Here is a 16532-nt window from a genome sequence, read left to right as displayed (position 1 = left end):
ACGTCGGCGCCTGCGCGCCCCTCTGAGAGACTGTCGCCATGACGGAGACCACCCGGACGACGGTCGGCATCGGCGGCGCGGCGGAGAGCACCGACTCGAAGGCCGACCGGACGGAACCCGGTTCCGGGATATCTGCCCCGGGACGGCTTGCCTACCCGGGAACGGCGGCTCCCAGACCGCAGCCGCCCCGTACACACGCGCCCGTCACCGGCACACGCGGGTTCACGCCACCCGCCCCCATGGGGTCCGGACGCGCACACGCGGCCCGCGACCGAACGGAACCGGCCACCGCGGCAGCGCCCCGGCCCCCGGAAACACCCGGTGCGCCGCCCCGCGCACGCGTACGGCCCCCGGAGCACGCCGTGCGCGTGCTCCGGGGGCCGTCAGGACGGAAGGCCTGCCGCTACTTCTTGCCGCTGTCCTTGCCGCTCTTCCCCTTGTCCTTGTCCCCACCGGGGCCCATGGACTCGTAGATCTCCTTGCACATGGGACAGACCGGGTACTTCTTGGGGTCGCGCCCCGGTACCCAGACCTTTCCGCACAACGCGACCACGGGAGTGCCGTCGAGCGCACTCGCCATGATCTTGTCCTTCTGGACATAGTGGGCGAAGCGCTCGTGGTCGCCGTCGCCGTGCGACACCTGGGGTGTCGGCTCCACGAGGGTGCTTGTACCTGCCCCGCGATCGGGCTCAAGAGTGCTCATGGGAACCAAGGGTACCCACGCCGGGGGCATCACGGAGTAGCCGGGTCCATGCACTCCGCAGCCGAACGGGCACGTATCGCGCCGACACGCCGGGCACGGAGCACTGAACGGCGAGTTCAAGCCATCACCTCGGCCGGGCGGGGGCGGCCCTCAGTTGAGCGACGGGTCGTCCGGGTACGTCGCGACCATGGCCAGTTCGCTGCGCTGTCTGCGCAGCACCGCGCGCCACAGGCTCTCCGGGCGCGGCGAGGACACGTCGCCGGGCTCGGACTCGACCACGTACCACGCGCCTTCGCGCAGCTCCCCCTCCAGCTGGCCGGGGCCCCAGCCCGCGTACCCGGCGAAGATCCGCAGCGAGCCGAGCGCCCGCGCGAGCAGCTCCGGCGGGGTCTCCAGATCGACGAGGCCGATCGCCCCGTACACCCTGCGCCACCCCAACGGCCCCTCGTCGCCCGGGATCACGGCGAGGCCGAGCGCCGAGTCCAGCGAGACGGGGCCGCCCTGGAAGACCACGCCCGGCTCGCCCGCCAGCTCGCCCCAGGGCTCCAGGATGTCCCCGACGCCCACGGGCGTGGGCCTGTTGAGGACGACGCCGAGCGAGCCCTCGTCGTCGTGATCGAGCAGCAGGACGACCGCGCGGTCGAAGTTCGGGTCCGCCAGGGAGGGTGTCGCGACAAGCAGCCGCCCTGTGAGCGAGGACACCTCGGTCATGCGAGACATGATCCCGCATATTCGCCGTCCGCGGGGCGTGCCCGGCAGAGTGGCCCCGCGCGCAGCTCAGGGCGCACGGCGGCAACGGGAGCGCACGGCCGGACGGGAGCCGGGGCGGTGACCCTGCGCGAGGGACGTTCCACCGTACGTATCAAGGGTGTTCCCGTACGTGTCCATTACGTATCCGACGCCGCCCGGGCCTTACGGCACAGGGGGTGGGGACCCGTACCCTTTTCCTTGGCCACCCGCCCGCCCACTCCGGAACGCGAGATTCATGACCGGCACTGACGATGTAATGCTTGTCCACGGCGGCACCCCGCTGGAGGGCGAGATCCGGGTCCGCGGCGCGAAGAACCTGGTGCCGAAGGCCATGGTCGCCGCGCTCCTCGGCAGCGGCCCGAGCCGGCTGCGCAATGTGCCCGACATCCGCGACGTGCGGGTGGTGCGGGGGCTGCTGCAGCTCCACGGCGTGACCGTGCGCCCCGGCGACGAACCGGGCGAGCTGGTCCTCGACCCGACGCATGTCGAGAGCGCCAACGTCGCGGACATCGACGCGCACGCCGGTTCCTCCCGTATCCCGATCCTCTTCTGCGGACCGCTGCTGCACCGGCTCGGCCACGCGTTCATCCCGGGTCTCGGCGGCTGCGACATCGGCGGCCGGCCGATCGACTTCCACTTCGACGTGCTGCGCCAGTTCGGCGCGACCATCGAGAAGCGGGCCGACGGGCAGTACCTGGAGGCGCCGCAGCGGCTGCGCGGCACGAAGATCCGGCTGCCGTACCCGTCGGTCGGCTCGACGGAGCAGGTGCTGCTGACGGCCGTACTGGCCGAGGGTGTCACGGAGCTGTCGAACGCCGCGGTGGAGCCGGAGATCGAGGACCTGATCTGCGTGCTCCAGAAGATGGGCGCGATCATCTCGATGGACACCGACCGGACGATCCGGATCACCGGTGTCGACCGGCTCGACGGCTACACCCACCGGGCGCTGCCGGACCGGCTGGAGGCCGCGTCCTGGGCGTCGGCGGCGCTGGCCACCGAGGGCAACATCTACGTACGCGGCGCGCAGCAGCGGTCGATGATGACGTTCCTCAACACCTACCGCAAGGTGGGCGGCGCGTTCGAGATCGACGACGAGGGCATCCGCTTCTGGCACCCGGGCGGCTCGCTCAACGCGATCGCGCTGGAGACGGACGTGCACCCCGGTTTCCAGACCGACTGGCAGCAGCCGCTGGTGGTGGCGCTGACGCAGGCGTCGGGGCTCTCCATCGTCCACGAGACGGTGTACGAGTCGCGGCTCGGGTTCACCTCGGCGCTCAACCAGATGGGCGCGCACATCCAGCTCTACCGGGAGTGCCTGGGCGGCTCGGACTGCCGCTTCGGGCAGCGCAACTTCCTGCACTCCGCGGTCGTCTCGGGGCCCACGCGGCTCCAGGGCGCCGATCTGGTCATCCCCGACCTGCGGGGCGGCTTCTCGTATCTGATCGCGGCGCTGGCCGCGCAGGGCACGTCGCGGGTGCACGGGATCGATCTGATCAACCGCGGCTACGAGAACTTCATGGAGAAGCTGGTCGAGCTGGGCGCGAAGGTGGAGCTGCCGGGCGGCGCGCTCGTCTGACCGCTCCGTCGTGCGCCACTGTGGCCCCGGTCCCCCGGACCGGGGCCACAGGCGTGTGAAGCCCCGCCTGTGGCCGTCTGACGGGGCGGCAGGGCGGCCCCGGGCCCGGCGGGTAGGCGACGGAGGCGACGGAGGCGGCAAACAGCGGAGGCGGCTCCCCGGTCGGGGGAGCCGCCTCCGTGTGTCGCCTCCGAGGGGGTGCCGTCAGACGGTCCCCGCGAAAGGCGTCGGCGCTTACTTGCCCTTGGCGGCTTCCTTGAGCTTGGAGCCCGCGGAGACCTTCACGCTGTAGCCGGCCGGGATCTGGATCGGGTCGCCGGTCTGCGGGTTACGAGCGGTGCGAGCGGCACGGTGGGTGCGCTCGAAGGTCAGGAAGCCGGGGATGGTGACCTTCTCGTCGCCCTTGGCGACGATCTCACCGACGGTCTCGGCGAGAGCGGCCAGCACAGCGTCGGCGTCCTTGCGGGTCACCTCGGCGCGGTCGGCCAGGGCGGCCACCAGCTCACTGCGGTTCATGTTTGTACTCCCGTGTTCTTCTTGCCTGTGAGGCGTGAGATCGAAGCCGATGCTGCCAGGGCCCTCGGACAGTCCCCGGACCCGGGTCTGCTGACAGACCCTCGCGCCCGAATACGCATCCTGCCCCCACCAGCGGCGGGAAAGCCAATCCGGCACCCTCTGGAGCCGGACGAAGAGCGCCACTGCCTCGTCGTCGTGACGTTCCGTCGACTCTGTGGAGACTCCTTGGAGCCTTGGGGCCCCCACAAGGGAAGCCTGGGGCCCCGTGAGCCCCGCCCGGAGCCCGTCGGAGGCCCTGAAACCTCCCCGGAGCTGCGGGGCTCATGGTCCGTCACCCTAAAGGGGCCCGCGTGGCCCGGCGAATCGCGACGCGCCGGGCACCGGGCGGACGTGAGATGTACCGCAGTGGCCGCTACCGTGACCGGCCCGGGGTGGGCATGGTCACACCGACGGGGCCGCGCCGGCCTCGGCGGTCTTGGCCGCCGCGTCCCGCACCGCGCCCGCGACCGCGCCCGCGACCTTGTCGTTGAAGACGGACGGCACGATGTAGTTCGGGTTGAGCTCGTCCTCGGTGACGACGTTCGCGAGGGCGGTCGCCGCGGCGAGCATCATCTCCGTGTTGACCGTACGGGACTGGGCGTCCAGGAGGCCGCGGAAGACACCCGGGAAGACCAGCACATTGTTGATCTGGTTGGGGAAGTCGGAGCGGCCCGTGGCCACCACGGCGGCGGTCTCGCGGGCGATCGCCGGGTCGACCTCGGGGTCCGGGTTGGCCAGCGCGAAGACGACCGCGCCGTCCGCCATGGCGGCGACGTCGGCACCGTCGAGGACGTTGGGGGCGGAGACGCCGATGAAGACGTCCGCGCCGGCCACGGCCTCCTTGAGGGTGCCGGTGATGGCCTCGGGGTTGGTGTTGTCCGCGATCCAGCGCAGCGCCGATTCGGGAGCGGCCTCCACCAGGTCGGCGCGGCCCGCGTGCACCACACCGTGGATGTCGGCGACGACGGCGTGCTTGACGCCCGCCGCGATGAGCAGCTTGAGGATGGCCGTACCGGCCGCGCCCGCGCCGGACATGACGACCCGTACGTCGCCGATGGACTTGCCGACCACGCGCAGCGCGTTGGTCAGCGCCGCGAGGACCACGATCGCGGTGCCGTGCTGGTCGTCGTGGAAGACCGGGATGTCCAGCGCCTCGCGCAGCCGGGCCTCGATCTCGAAGCAGCGGGGCGCGGAGATGTCCTCCAGGTTGATGCCCGCGAAGCCGGGGGCGATCGCCTTGACGATCGAGACGATCTCGTCGGTGTCCTGGGTGTCGAGGCAGATCGGCCAGGCGTCGATGTCGGCGAAGCGCTTGAAGAGGGCCGCCTTGCCCTCCATGACCGGCATGGCGGCCATCGGGCCGATGTTGCCGAGGCCGAGCACCGCGGAGCCGTCCGTCACGACCGCGACGGTGTTGCGCTTGATGGTGAGCCTGCGGGCGTCCTCGGGGTTCTCCGCGATCGCCATGCAGACCCGGGCCACACCGGGCGTGTAGACCATCGAGAGATCGTCACGGTTACGGATGGGGTGCTTCGACGCCATCTCGATCTTGCCGCCGAGGTGCATCAGGAACGTACGGTCCGAGACCTTGCCGAGGGTCACGCCCTCGATGCCGCGCAACTGCTCCACGATCTGCTCGGCGTGGCCGGTGGAGGTCGCGGCGATGGTGACATCGATCCGCAGCTTCTCGTGGCCGGAAGCGGTCACGTCGAGGCCGGTCACCGAGCCACCGGAGGACTCGACGGCCGTGGTGAGCTGGGAGACCGCGGTACCGCTCGCGGGCACCTCCAGCCGGACCGTCATCGAGTACGAGACGCTGGGCGCCGTTGCCATGACCGAGTTCCTCTTCTTTCCCTAGCCGCATTGCCGCGCCTGCGGGAACACATGTCCCGGCGGCGCTTTCGAATGGTCGCACCTACCTGCCAGTAACAGGTAATAGCGGCGTATTCAACAAAAGCAGGTCCCCACCGTTCACCGGTGAAGACCTGCTGAAATGCGTGTGAAAGATGGCATATAAGTGTGAAAGATGACACCGACCCGCCATGCTCGCCTCGCGGCAAGTGGTCGCTCGTAGCGACGAAGGTTGGGCCCGGGGGCTTGGATCGGGCCGGTGCCAACACCAGGCTAACAAACCACCCCGGTAAGTGATTCCCTCCTCGCGAGTTGACCGGAAGTCAACGCGTGAGGAGGGCCGCCGTCACTCCCTGAGCAGGTCCGGGATCCCCTCGGCGTCCGGCTCGTCGCGGGCCGCCGAGACCACCGTGAGCTGCTGGGTCGCCCTGGTCAGCGCCACGTACAGGACCCGCAGGCCGGCCGGGGACTCGTCGGCGATCTCCGCCGGGGAGACCACGACCGTCGCGTCGTACTCCAGCCCCTTGGCCTCCAGGCTGCCCAGCGCGACCACCCGGTCGCCGAGCCCGGCCAGCCAGCGCGCCGCCTGCTCGCGCCGGTGCATCGCGACGACGACGCCCACCGTGCCGTCGACCCGGTCCAGCAGCGCGTACGCCTCGGCCCGTACGGCGCGGGACAGGTCCCCGTCCGAGACGACCGCGAAGCGCGGCCGTACGCCCGTGGAGCGCACCGCGCGGGGCGCCTCCATCCCGGGCATGGCCAGCGCCAGCACCTTCGCGGCCAGCTCCGCGATCTCGGCCGGGTTGCGGTAGTTGACGGTGAGGGTGAAGCGGCGGCGCGGGCGGGTGCCGAGCGCCTCGTCCCTGGCCTCCGCCGCCTCGTCCGGGTCCGACCAGGACGACTGCGCGGCGTCCCCGACGACCGTCCAGGTGGCGTGCCGGCCGCGGCGGCCGACCATCCGCCACTGCATGGGGGTGAGGTCCTGCGCCTCGTCGACGATGACGTGCGCGTACTCCGTACGTTCCGCCGCCAGCCGCTCGGCGCGCTCCCGCTGCGACTCCTCACGCTGCGGCATCAGCTCCTCCAGACCGGTGAGCTGGTCCAGCGGGTCGAGATCGCGGCGCTTGCGCTTGCGGGGCGGCGCGCCGAGCAGGGTCTCCAGCTCGTCCAGGAGGGCCACGTCGTGCACGGAGAGCGGGCCCGTGCCGTCCGGGCCGAGCCGCTTGAGGGAGCGGGCCAGGCGCCGGGTCTCGCCCGGGTTGAGGACGCGGCGGGACCAGCGGCCGAGGCGGCGCTCGTCGGCCATCGCGGTCAGCACCCCGCGCGGGGTCAGCTCGGGCCACCAGGCGTCGAGGAAGGCGGTGAAGGAGTCCTCTGAGGTGATGTCCTCGTCGAAGGACGAGCGCAGCTCGGCCGCCAGCTCGGGGTCGGTGTGGCGCCCCGCGGAGCCGGACTTCGACCAGAGGGCGTCCAGCAGGAGTCTTCGGGCCCGGGGTCTGAGCAGGTTGACCGGCGCGGTGCCGCCGAGCACGGAGTGCCGGATGCGCCCCAGCTCGGCCGCCTCCAGTTCCAGCCGGCGGCCGAAGGCGACGACCCGCAGCAGGTCGGTCCGGGCGCCGGCGGCCGGTCCGGCTTCCGCCCCGTCGTCGGACTCGGCCCCGTCATCGGACTCGTCAAGTTCGCCGAACGCGAGCTGGCCTCCCGCGGGCACGGCGGTCCTCCCGTGCGCCGGCGCGGGTCCCGTGCCGCCCTCCAGCGCTCCCCGCGCGGCCTTGCGCAGCACCTTCAGCATCCGCGCCGATCCCTTGACCCGGGCCACCGCCGGTTCGTCGTACGCCGTGGCCTCCGCGCCGTCCACCAGCGAGCCGACCGCGCGGATCGCGACCTGTCCCTCCTCGCCGAGCGAGGGCAGCACGCCCTCGGTGTACGCGACGAGCAGGGGCGTCGGCGAGACGACCAGGATGCCGCCCGCGTACCGCCGCCGGTCCTGGTAGAGCAGGTAGGCGGCGCGGTGCAGCGCCACCGCCGTCTTGCCGGTGCCGGGGCCGCCGGAGACCTCCGTGACCGAGGCGGCGGGCGCCCGGATCACCAGGTCCTGCTCGGCCTGGATGGACGAGACGATGTCCCGCATCGTGTGGCTGCGGGCCTGCCCGAGGGCGGCCATCAGCGCGCCGTCCCCGATCACGGCCAGCGCGTCGCCGCCGAGGGAGGCGGTCAGCTCGGGGCGCATCAGGTCGTCCTCGACCCCGAGGACCCGGCGGCCCTTGGAGCGGATGACCCGGCGCCGTACCACCCGGCCGGGATCGACCGGTGTGGAGCGGTAGAACGGCGCGGCGGCGGGCGCGCGCCAGTCGATGACCAGCGGCGAGTAGTCGGAGTCGAGCACCCCGATCCGGCCGATGTGCAGGGTCTCGGCGATCGCGGCCGTACGGTCGGGCCCGATCGCGTCGTCGGCCGGCTCGACCGAGGTGTACGCGCCGTCCGGGCCCTTCTGGCCGTCCTTGCCCCGGAGGAGGTCGATCCGGCCGAAGAGGAAGTCCTCGAACTCGTTGTTGAGCCGGTTGAGGTGGATCCCGGCCCGGAAGACCTGGGCGTCGCGCTCGGCGAGGGCTCCCGGCGTCCCGACCTGCCCCCGTTTGGCGGCGTCGTTCATCAGGAACTCCGCCTCGTGGATCTTCTCCTCCAGGCGGCGGTACACCTGGTCGAGATGGTGCTGTTCGACGCCGATCTCACGGGCGCGCACGGAGTCGTTCCCCGTGTCGCGTCCGGGATCGACGGCGGGTCCAGCGGATTCAACAGCGGCATCCTGCGCGGCCACCGAGGCCCCCTTCATGACGTGCGTCGGGCAGCCGTCAACCGTACGCGAAGGGGGCACGTATGTCAGGCATCGGCGTCAGGCGCCGATCTCCAGGAGTTTCTTGCCGTCGTCGGTGCGGATCTCGAAGTGGTCGATCTCACCGTCGCCCATGGAGGTGCCGCCCTGGACATAGAGCGGTTCCCTGCCCTTTTCGTTCGGACTGTCCGGAATGCCGTACCCCCAGCCGGGGACGGACCAGGACATCATGACCTCCTGCTCGCCCGTCTTGGAGACGGCGATCAGGCTGCACTTCAGCGGGCCCTTGACGTTCTTGAGCTCCAGGGTGGCCTCCGTGCCGTACGGCTTCGACTCCGTGGCGACGGTTCCGCTGACCTTGGTGGTGGGGTCCGTGGCGCCGACCTTGTTGGTCATATGGCCGAAATTCTGCGCCGTGGTCGAGCGTATGGCGAGGTCGCTGTTCTGGTCGCCACCGCTCTGAGTGGCGACGCCGACCCCGATGGGACCGCCGATGATCAGCACGGCCGCCGCCGCGACGAGATAGAACCCACGGCGCTTGCGCTTGGCGCGTTTCGCCGCGACCTCGTCGACCAGCTTGTCGAGCAGCTGGGGACTGGGCCGTACGGAGACGGACGGTGTCGGGAGCTGGGCGAGCGGTATCTGGGGTGGTGGGGCCTGAGGATTGATCGAGGAGACGGAGGCGAGCGACCCCATCGGCCCCTGCGAGGCGAACGGGTCCGGGTTGTCCGCCAGCATCGCCAGCATCGGTTCCATCCCGGAGAACTCCTCCAGGTGGACCGCGCAGATCCGGCACTCGGCCAAGTGCGCCTCGAAGACGGAGGCGTCGACATCGTCCAGAATGCCGAGAACGTACGCGCCGACGGTTTCATGCACAGTACTTTCGTCGCCCAGTCCGTACTGCTCGTGCCTGGTCATGCCGAGACCCCCCTCTCTTCCAACGCGAGCTTCATCGAACGCAGTGCGTAGAACACGCGGGAACGCACGGTCCCGCTGGGTATACCGAGCGTCTCGGCCGCCTCGTTGACCGTACGACCCTTGAAGTACGTCTCCACCAGTACTTCCCGGTGGGCGGGGGTCAAATCCTCGAGGGCATCTGAGAGCGTCATAAGCCACAACGCCTTGTCGATCTCGTCCTCCGCGGGCATGACCTCCAGCGGTGACGGATCGACTTCCTGCGGCCGGGCCTGCCGGCTGCGGTGTCCGTCGATGACGATGCGCCGGGCGACCGTCACCAGCCAAGGTCGGACAGAGCCGGTCGCACGATTGAGCTGACCGGCGTTCTTCCAGGCACGGATGAGCGTCTCTTGCACGACGTCCTCGGCTCGCTGGCGGTCACCCGCGACGAGACGCATGACGTAGGCGAGCAACGGTCCGGCATGTTCCCGGTAGAGGGCTCGCATCAACTCCTCGTCAGGTGCGGGAGTGTTGGTGCGCGGTGTCGCGCTCCGGTGTCGGGCCCGGTGAGGGCGGTCATCGGCCACGGCCGCATCCTTGCGCACCTAAACCTCCCGGTCGATACCTTCGTGGCTGCTTCTCCCTCATCACTACGGACTCCCGACCAGCGGTGCTCAACCGTTCGGGAAAAACTTTCAAGATCTTTGTGGGATCGCTCCCACGCGCCACGAGCGGGTTTCACGCCGGTCCGGGCCCCCTGCACGGATTCGTGCAGAACTCGTGGAGGACATGTCCGTGACTCGCAAAGGAGGCGCGCAGAGTTGGCTTGAAATAGCGCAAGAACCCTATGGAATCGGCCGGAGAGACTCCCTTGTTCAGCCGCCCGGAGTGTGCCGTAGAGCCGTCTGTGTGGCCTTTGGTGCACATGAGGCGCCGTCAGCGTCGCATATGAGGCGGGCTCATGCCCCGGTCAGGAACGGACACGGGATGAGCCGACGCCCGGTCAGGAAAAGACACGGAATAAGCCGACGCCCGGTCAGGAACGGACACGGGGTGGACTGACGCCTCGTTCGGGGCCGGACACCGGGTGGGCCGGCGCCCCGGCTCCCGTTCTAGGCGGTGGCGGCCCGGCGCCGGTGGCGGGCGACCCGTTCGCGGTTCCCGCAGACCTCGCTGGAGCACCAACGGCGGCGCCGCCCCCGCGAGGTGTCGAGGTAGACGCGGCGGCAGCGGTCGCCCTCGCACCGCCGCAGCCGGGCCCGCGCGTCCTGGTCGGTGAGGAGCTCCACCGCGTCCCTGGCCACGGCGGCGAGCAGCGCGGCGCACTCCGGCTCGGGGATCGGCGCCCGTACGAGGGCACCCGCGTCGTTCCGTACGGCCCTGATCCCCGGCGGCGCCCCGGCCGCCAGGGCGTTGACCCGTTCCAGGGCGGCGGGCGCCTGCCGGCCGTCGATCTCGGCGCGCACCAACCGTCCTATGCCGTCGCGGAGTTCGGCGAACGAGCGGACCCAGCGGGCGTCGATGCCGGCGACCGGGGTGCCGGGCGGCAGCAGTCCGGCGCCGAGCAGCCACCGGCCGAGCGCGACGGTGCCGTCGAGCCGTCCCCGGCCGCCCCCGGCGGGTTCCCCGGTGGCCACCAGGTCCAGGCAGATCCGTCCGGAGTCGAACCGCCAGCCGTACCCGCCCGTGCCCGACACCGTGCCCGCAGTCCTGCCCGCCGCCATGGGTCCCTCACCGCCTCGGATTCACCGTGGGTGTGCTGTCCTTGGTGCCGTCCTGAGTGCCGTACTCCTCAGAGTGCCCGCAAGGCGGCGCGGCCGGAACCCCATGGCCCGAGCCCATGTCGGACGGCGGTGTCTCAGGGGGCGGTGTTCGGCGGGCCGTCGTGCAGGATCCGCTGGAAGAGGTGGTGGTCGCGCCATGCCCCGTTTATATGGAGGTAGCGGGGCGCGGTGCCGATCAGTTCGAAGCCGCACTTGCGCAGCACACGCTGGGAGGCGGTGTTGTGGAGGAGGGTCCCCGCCTCCAGCCGGTGCAGCCCCAGATCCTCGCGGGCCCCCCGGCAGACCTCCTCGACCGTGCGGGTCGCCAGCCCGCGTCCGGTGTACTCGGCGTCCACCCAGTAGCCGAGGCTCGCGCTGCGGAAGGGGCCGAGCACGATGGTGGAGAGGGTGGCCTGGGCGACGACGCGGTCACCGTCCCTGGCATGCCAGAGCCGGACGGACGGGTCGGCGATCCGGTTGGCCTGCGCGCGCGCCGTGTAGAAGTCGGCGGGACGCAAGGGCCCCCAGGGCCGCATGTGGTCGCGGTTGCGCAGCAGCGCCTCCACGACACGCTCGGCGTCGTCCGGAGTGGCGGGGCTGACGGTGATCGGGGAGTCGTGGACCATCTCCGTACCGTACTCAGGCGGGCACGGCCCTCGAAGGCCCGCTCAGACGTCCGCGTACTTCGAGTCGGCCGAGGGGTCCAGCGCCAGCCGGTACCCCCGCTTGACCACGGTGTGGATCAGCTTGGGGGCGCCCAGCGCGGTCCTGAGCCGGGCCATCGCGGTCTCGACGGCGTGTTCGTCGCGGCCCGCGCCGGGCAGGGCGCGCAGCAGCTCCGCGCGGGAGACCACCCAGCCGGGCCGCCGGGTCAGCGCCTTCAGCAGGGCCATGCCGGCGGGCGGCACCGGCCGCAGCTCGCCGTCGACGAGGACCGCGTGGCCGCGGATCTCCACCCGGTGGCCCGCGACCGGCAGCGCCCGGGCACGGCCCGGCAGCTCCGTACAGAGCAACTGGACGAGCGGGCCGAGGCGGAAGCGCTCCGGCTGGACGGTGTCGATGCCGTGCGCCTGGAGCGGCAGCGCGGTGACCGGCCCGACGCACGCCGCCAGCACGTCGTGGTGGAGGGCGTCGAGGAGTTCGGGGAGCCGGCCCCGTTCCTCGGCGCGGGAGAGGAGCGAGGCGGCGGCCGGCGCGCTGGTGAAGGTGACGGCGTCCACGGAGCGGGCCACGGTCCCGTCGATCAGCCGGTCGACCGGGGCGAGGTCCTCCGGCGGCATCCAGCGGTAGACGGGGACGCCCACGACATCGGCGCCGCCCGCGCGGAGCGCCTCGACGAAGCCGGGCAGGGGTTCGCCGTGCAGCTGGAGCGCGATACGGCGCCCCTCGACGCCCTCCTCCAGGAGCCGGTCCAGGACCTCGGCCATGGATTCGGAGGTGGGCGACCACGCCTCGGTGAGCCCGGCGGCCCGGATGGCGCCCTTCACCTTGGGGCCGCGGGCGAGCAGTTCGACGCCACGCAGGCAGGAGAGCAGTTCCTCGCCGTGGCCCCACCCGTCGGCCGCGCCGATCCAGCCGCGGAAGCCGATCGCGGTCGTCGCCACGACCACGTCGGGGACGTGGGCGATCAGCTCCTTCGTCGCGGTGAGCAGCTCCGCGTCGTCGGCGAGCTGCACGATGCGCAGGGCGGGCGCGTGGACGACGGAGCCGCCGCGGCGCTGGATCAGCGCCCCGAGCTCGTCGGCGCGCCGGGCCGCGGTGACCCCGATGGTGAATCCCGCGAGCGGGCCGTGCTGCCGGTCGTCCATGCGTCTCCTCCCGTACCCCGCCGAGTTCCGCCGCGCGCCGGCCGTCTCCGCCGTGTGCCGGCCGTCTCCGCCGTACTCCGCTCGCGCTCACGCCCGGCCGGACGACCGAGCCTGTCAACGGCGCGTGACAGGCCCGGTACGTCACCATTTCACCGATGTTACGTACGCCTCCGGTCTACACCTCTGCGTAGCTGAGCCGGTGCTTGGTCTCGGCCTGTACGGCGCCGGCCGGCACCCTTCGAAGGTATACCGCCCAGGTGAGTACGTAGCAGCAGGCGTAGAAGACCAGGAACGCGACGAACGCCGACGTCCCCGTCCCCGCCGTCTGGAAGGACTGCCGGAAGGCGAGGTTGATGGCGAGCCCGCCGAGCGCGCCGACGGCCCCGATCAGCCCCATGGAGGCCCCGGAGAGCCGCCGGCCGTACGCGGCGGCGGCCTCGCCGGTCATCCCCCCGGCCAGCGCCTTCGCCTGGAAGATGCCGGGGATCATCTTGTACGTCGAGCCGTTGCCGAGCCCGGTGAGCAGGAACAGTGCGACGAAACCGACGAGGAAGACGGTCAGCGACTCGATCACGGAGGCGAAGACCACGACACCCGTCGCGGCGGCCATCGCGGCGAAGTTCCACAGGGTGATGCGGGCGCCGCCGAACCGGTCGGCGAGCACGCCGCCGACGGGCCGGATCAGCGAGCCGAGCAGCGGTCCGATGAAGGTGATCGAGGCGGCCTGGAGCGGGGTGCGGCCGAACTGGGTCTGGAGGACGAGACCGAACGCGAAGCTGTACCCGATGAACGAGCCGAACGTCCCGATGTAGAGGAAGGACATGATCCAGGTGTGCCGGTCGCGCACGGCTTCCCTGGCGGCGCCGGTGTCGTTCGTGACGGGCGCGAGGTTGTCCATGAACAGCGCGGCGCAGAGGGCGGCCCCGATGATCAGCGGGATGTAGATGCCGAGCACGATGCGGGGGTGCGCGGCGCCCGCCGTCCCGATCACCAGCAGCCCGATGAGCTGCACGACCGGTACGCCTATGTTCCCGCCGCCCGCGTTGAGGCCGAGGGCCCAGCCCTTCTTCCGCAGCGGGAAGAAGGAGTTGATGTTGGTCATGGAGGAGGCGAAGTTCCCGCCGCCGACGCCGGTGAGTGCCGAGACGACCATGAAGGTGGTGTACGAGGTCCCGGGCTCCATGACGACGAACGCGGCGACGGTCGGCAGCAGCAGCATCAGCGCGCTGAAGATCGTCCAGTTCCGTCCGCCGAAGCGCGCCACGGCGAAGGTGTAGGGGACGCGGACGATCGCGCCGACCAGGGTGGCGGTCCCGATGAGGAAGAACTTCCCGGCGGGGTCGATGCCGTACTCCGGCCCCATGAACAGCACCATCACGGACCACAGGGTCCAGATGGAGAAGCCGATGTGCTCGGAGAGCACGGAGTAGAGCAGGTTGCGCCGGGCGACCCGCTCTCCCGTCTCGCGCCAGAAGGTCTCGTCCTCCGGATCCCACTTCTCGATCCAGCGGCCCCCCTTGCGTGCTGCGACGGTGGTGATCGGGGCTGTCATCACGCCTCCACGGACGGTCTCGGTAGGTGTCCCCGACCGTAGATACGTCTCGTTTCGCCTCCGCGCCTCAAAATGACCGGCGCGCAACCTTGCTCTCACCCGGGGCGGAGGGGCGCTGTGAGCGCCGCCCCGCCCCGGGCCGGTGAGCGCCGCCCCGCCCCGGGCCCCGCTGGTGTCAGGCGTGGGATGTCAGGCGTGGGATGTCAGGCGTCGGACTTCTGGTGGCGGACCGGGCAGCCGCCGGTCAGCTTGCCGAGGAACTCGTTCGGGTCGTAGTAGTGCTCGACCTGGAGCAGCTTGAGGTCCTCCGTGACCGTCGCGACGCTCATGCCGTACATCTCGACCAGTTCGCCCGTGGGCTTGAAGCCCTTGTACTCGCCGTCGAAGGTGCCCCAGTGGCGCCACTTGAAGGCGATGGTGGGCGGCGGGCTCAGGACCTCCAGGACCTCCCAGAAGAAACCCTGCGACAGCGCGCCGAGGAAGACACCGTGCGAGGAGTCGAAGCTCTCGTCACCGGCCGGGTAGAAGATGCTGTCACCGATGAGGACGTTGTAGCTGCCCTTCTCGACGAGGTCCTGGGCGTCGGACCACGGGTTGCCGTTGAAGTTCGTGCGGAACTTCTCGGTGACCATGGAGACCCAGGTCTTGGGGTCCTTGTTGTGCGAGACCTCCATCTCGAAGACCTGGACGAGCTGTTCGACGATGTCTTCGAGGGATCCGGCCTCGTGCCGGCTGATCCGCTGCTCGGGCATCACCGTCGCCGAGAGGTGGTAGTCCGGCACGTGCTTGCGCCAGGACTCGGCGGGGGTGGCGGCGACCACGGCGTCACGGCCCTGGAGCCAGAGTGGGGTCTCAGCGGTGGGGGTTTCGGACACGTTCGTACGTCCTCTGTAATCACACGGCCACTGAATGTATGATGATTCAGTGAAGGTCTTAAGGATCTTCTGCGGGTAAAACGCATATTCACAAGGCGATAATTGGCCACTCGTTCGAATGCGCGCTGCGCTGAACCGTCCCTGCCCCGCCTCTCCCGACGCCCCGTCCCTCCCCCGCGCCGTTTATCGTTTCAACTCGGGGCGTCACACCACGCGTTGGAACCCGACGCGCGCCCGCAGGCGGAGGAGAGCGATGGCGCGCACGACGACGAGGTCCACCGGCCACGCCGAGAGACCGCCCACCCTGGCGCAGGTCGCCCAGCGCGCGGGGGTGTCGCCGCAGACCGTCTCCAACGCGCTCAACTCACCGCACCTCCTCGCCCCGTTAACCCTGGAGCGGGTCCGCAGGGCGATAGCCGAACTGGACTACCGGCCGCACCAGGCCGCGCGCGCCCTGCGGACACGGTCCAGCAAGCTGATCGGCTACGGGGTCCATCCCACGCCCGACGGGGTGTCGGGGCCGGTGATGGACCACTTCCTGCACGCGTTCTCCCGCGCGGCCAACGAGGCCGGATATCGCGTCCTGCTCTTCACCGCGCCCGCCGGCGCCGAGCACGAACCCGACTGCTACGCCGAGGTGTTGCGCGAACAGCCGGTCGACGGCTTCGTCCTCACCCACACCTACCGGGGCGACCGCCGCCCCGACTGGCTGCGCCGGCGCGCCATCCCCTTCGTCGCCTTCGGCCGCCCCTGGTCGACACGGCCCGCCGGGGACTGGGCGGACGTCGACGGCGCCCACGGCACCTCGGCCGCCGTCGACCACCTCGTCGCGCTCGGCCACCGCAGGATCGCCTTCCTCGGCTGGCCCCGGGGATCCGGCGTGGGCGACGACCGGGCCGGGGGCTGGCGCGCGGCGATGCGCCGCCACGGACTCTCCGTGCGCGGCCTGCGGGCGTACGCGGTGAACGACGTCGACGCCGCGCGGGACGCCGTGGCCCCGCTCCTCGCCGGAGGTACGACCGCGGTGGTCGCGGTCAGCGACACCCTCGCCCTCGGCTGCTACCGCGCACTGCTGGACAGCGGCCGTACACCGGGACGTGACGTCGCCGTCGTCGGCTTCGACGACTCCTCCGCCGCCGCGCTGCTCACCCCCGGCCTGAGCAGCGTGCGCCAGCCGCTGTCCGAGGTCGGCCGGGCGTGCACCCGGCTGCTGCTCGCCCGCATCAAGGATCCGCAGGGCACGCCGGAGCAGGTGCTGCTCCCGCCCGAACTGGTCGTACGGGAAAGCTCCGCGTACGGACCCGGGAGCACGGACACGTAGCGGCGGGGGGCGCATCTCCTCGGCCGGGGAGACGCGCCCCCGTATCGG

The 16532-nt window shown here is 71.1% G+C and carries 14 protein-coding genes; 2 read left to right on the top strand and 12 right to left on the bottom strand.

All coding sequences use genetic code 11. The features are described from left to right. Positions 1-403: 403 nt before the first annotated feature. The gene (locus AB0P17_RS31490; protein ID WP_329826823.1) at positions 404-703 is read right to left on the bottom strand and encodes a DUF3039 domain-containing protein; all 300 of its coding nucleotides are present in this window, start codon (positions 701-703) and stop codon (positions 404-406) included. A gap of 150 nt (positions 704-853) precedes the next feature. After that, positions 854-1414 (bottom strand): YqgE/AlgH family protein, encoded by a 561-nt coding sequence (locus AB0P17_RS31485; protein WP_365816166.1) that lies wholly within the window; start codon positions 1412-1414, stop codon positions 854-856. A 274-nt stretch (positions 1415-1688) separates the two neighbouring features. Between AB0P17_RS31485 and murA the strand changes: the two genes are divergently transcribed. Continuing rightward, positions 1689-3029 carry a UDP-N-acetylglucosamine 1-carboxyvinyltransferase gene (gene murA / locus AB0P17_RS31480; RefSeq protein WP_365816164.1) on the top strand — a complete coding sequence of 447 codons (1341 nt, stop codon included), beginning with the start codon at positions 1689-1691 and terminating at the stop codon, positions 3027-3029. A gap of 234 nt (positions 3030-3263) precedes the next feature. Here murA and AB0P17_RS31475 read toward each other — a convergent pair whose 3' ends face one another. The 10 genes from AB0P17_RS31475 to AB0P17_RS31430 all read right to left on the bottom strand — a co-directional run bounded on the left by AB0P17_RS31475 (position 3264) and on the right by AB0P17_RS31430 (position 15163). Next, positions 3264-3545: an HU family DNA-binding protein gene (locus AB0P17_RS31475; protein WP_003954777.1), complete on the bottom strand. Its 282-nt coding sequence runs from the start codon at positions 3543-3545 to the stop codon at positions 3264-3266. 441 nt (positions 3546-3986) lie between these two features. After that, positions 3987-5417 (bottom strand): NAD-dependent malic enzyme, encoded by a 1431-nt coding sequence (locus tag AB0P17_RS31470; RefSeq protein ID WP_365816162.1) that lies wholly within the window; start codon positions 5415-5417, stop codon positions 3987-3989. A gap of 364 nt (positions 5418-5781) precedes the next feature. Beyond that, the gene (locus AB0P17_RS31465) at positions 5782-8178 is read right to left on the bottom strand and encodes a UvrD-helicase domain-containing protein (protein WP_365816160.1); all 2397 of its coding nucleotides are present in this window, start codon (positions 8176-8178) and stop codon (positions 5782-5784) included. A 150-nt stretch (positions 8179-8328) separates the two neighbouring features. Beyond that, positions 8329-9186: a zf-HC2 domain-containing protein gene (locus AB0P17_RS31460; protein WP_365816158.1), complete on the bottom strand. Its 858-nt coding sequence runs from the start codon at positions 9184-9186 to the stop codon at positions 8329-8331. Continuing rightward, complete coding sequence (locus AB0P17_RS31455) at positions 9183-9770, bottom strand: sigma-70 family RNA polymerase sigma factor (protein WP_114624088.1); 588 nt, start codon at positions 9768-9770, stop codon at positions 9183-9185. Before AB0P17_RS31455 ends, AB0P17_RS31460 begins: the two co-directional genes overlap by 4 nt. A gap of 507 nt (positions 9771-10277) precedes the next feature. Continuing rightward, on the bottom strand, positions 10278-10889 hold the full coding sequence (locus AB0P17_RS31450; protein ID WP_365816156.1) for an ABATE domain-containing protein: 612 nt from the start codon (positions 10887-10889) through the stop codon (positions 10278-10280). Between the two features lie 134 nt (positions 10890-11023). Beyond that, positions 11024-11554 (bottom strand): GNAT family protein, encoded by a 531-nt coding sequence (locus tag AB0P17_RS31445; RefSeq protein ID WP_365816154.1) that lies wholly within the window; start codon positions 11552-11554, stop codon positions 11024-11026. A 42-nt stretch (positions 11555-11596) separates the two neighbouring features. Continuing rightward, positions 11597-12736 (bottom strand): uroporphyrinogen-III synthase, encoded by a 1140-nt coding sequence (locus AB0P17_RS31440; RefSeq protein ID WP_365816152.1) that lies wholly within the window; start codon positions 12734-12736, stop codon positions 11597-11599. A gap of 175 nt (positions 12737-12911) precedes the next feature. Then, the gene (locus AB0P17_RS31435) at positions 12912-14288 is read right to left on the bottom strand and encodes a nitrate/nitrite transporter (protein WP_365816150.1); all 1377 of its coding nucleotides are present in this window, start codon (positions 14286-14288) and stop codon (positions 12912-12914) included. Positions 14289-14491: 203 nt separating this feature from the next. Further along, the gene (locus AB0P17_RS31430; RefSeq protein ID WP_365816148.1) at positions 14492-15163 is read right to left on the bottom strand and encodes a SnoaL-like polyketide cyclase; all 672 of its coding nucleotides are present in this window, start codon (positions 15161-15163) and stop codon (positions 14492-14494) included. A 253-nt stretch (positions 15164-15416) separates the two neighbouring features. On the opposite strand from AB0P17_RS31430, the gene AB0P17_RS31425 reads away from it, so the two are divergent. Continuing rightward, positions 15417-16484 (top strand): LacI family DNA-binding transcriptional regulator, encoded by a 1068-nt coding sequence (locus AB0P17_RS31425; protein ID WP_365816146.1) that lies wholly within the window; start codon positions 15417-15419, stop codon positions 16482-16484. The last annotated feature ends 48 nt before the right edge of the window (positions 16485-16532 follow it).

It is taken from the genome of Streptomyces sp. NPDC088124, from assembly GCF_040685895.1.
Taxonomy (GTDB): domain Bacteria; phylum Actinomycetota; class Actinomycetes; order Streptomycetales; family Streptomycetaceae; genus Streptomyces.
Note: the sequence above shows the minus strand (reverse complement) of the source record. Positions and strands in the feature narration are given on the sequence as shown.

Coding starts and splice junctions, on each gene's coding strand:
- AB0P17_RS31475 (WP_003954777.1), bottom strand. CDS start 3,545: ATGAACCGCAGTGAGCTGGTGGCCGCCCTGGCCGACCGCGCCGAGGTG.
- AB0P17_RS31440 (WP_365816152.1), bottom strand. CDS start 12,736: ATGGACGACCGGCAGCACGGCCCGCTCGCGGGATTCACCATCGGGGTC.
- AB0P17_RS31470 (WP_365816162.1), bottom strand. CDS start 5,417: ATGGCAACGGCGCCCAGCGTCTCGTACTCGATGACGGTCCGGCTGGAG.
- AB0P17_RS31435 (WP_365816150.1), bottom strand. CDS start 14,288: ATGACAGCCCCGATCACCACCGTCGCAGCACGCAAGGGGGGCCGCTGG.
- AB0P17_RS31450 (WP_365816156.1), bottom strand. CDS start 10,889: ATGGCGGCGGGCAGGACTGCGGGCACGGTGTCGGGCACGGGCGGGTAC.
- AB0P17_RS31445 (WP_365816154.1), bottom strand. CDS start 11,554: ATGGTCCACGACTCCCCGATCACCGTCAGCCCCGCCACTCCGGACGAC.
- AB0P17_RS31425 (WP_365816146.1), top strand. CDS start 15,417: ATGGCGCGCACGACGACGAGGTCCACCGGCCACGCCGAGAGACCGCCC.
- AB0P17_RS31460 (WP_365816158.1), bottom strand. CDS start 9,186: ATGACCAGGCACGAGCAGTACGGACTGGGCGACGAAAGTACTGTGCAT.
- AB0P17_RS31490 (WP_329826823.1), bottom strand. CDS start 703: ATGAGCACTCTTGAGCCCGATCGCGGGGCAGGTACAAGCACCCTCGTG.
- murA (WP_365816164.1), top strand. CDS start 1,689: ATGACCGGCACTGACGATGTAATGCTTGTCCACGGCGGCACCCCGCTG.
- AB0P17_RS31485 (WP_365816166.1), bottom strand. CDS start 1,414: ATGACCGAGGTGTCCTCGCTCACAGGGCGGCTGCTTGTCGCGACACCC.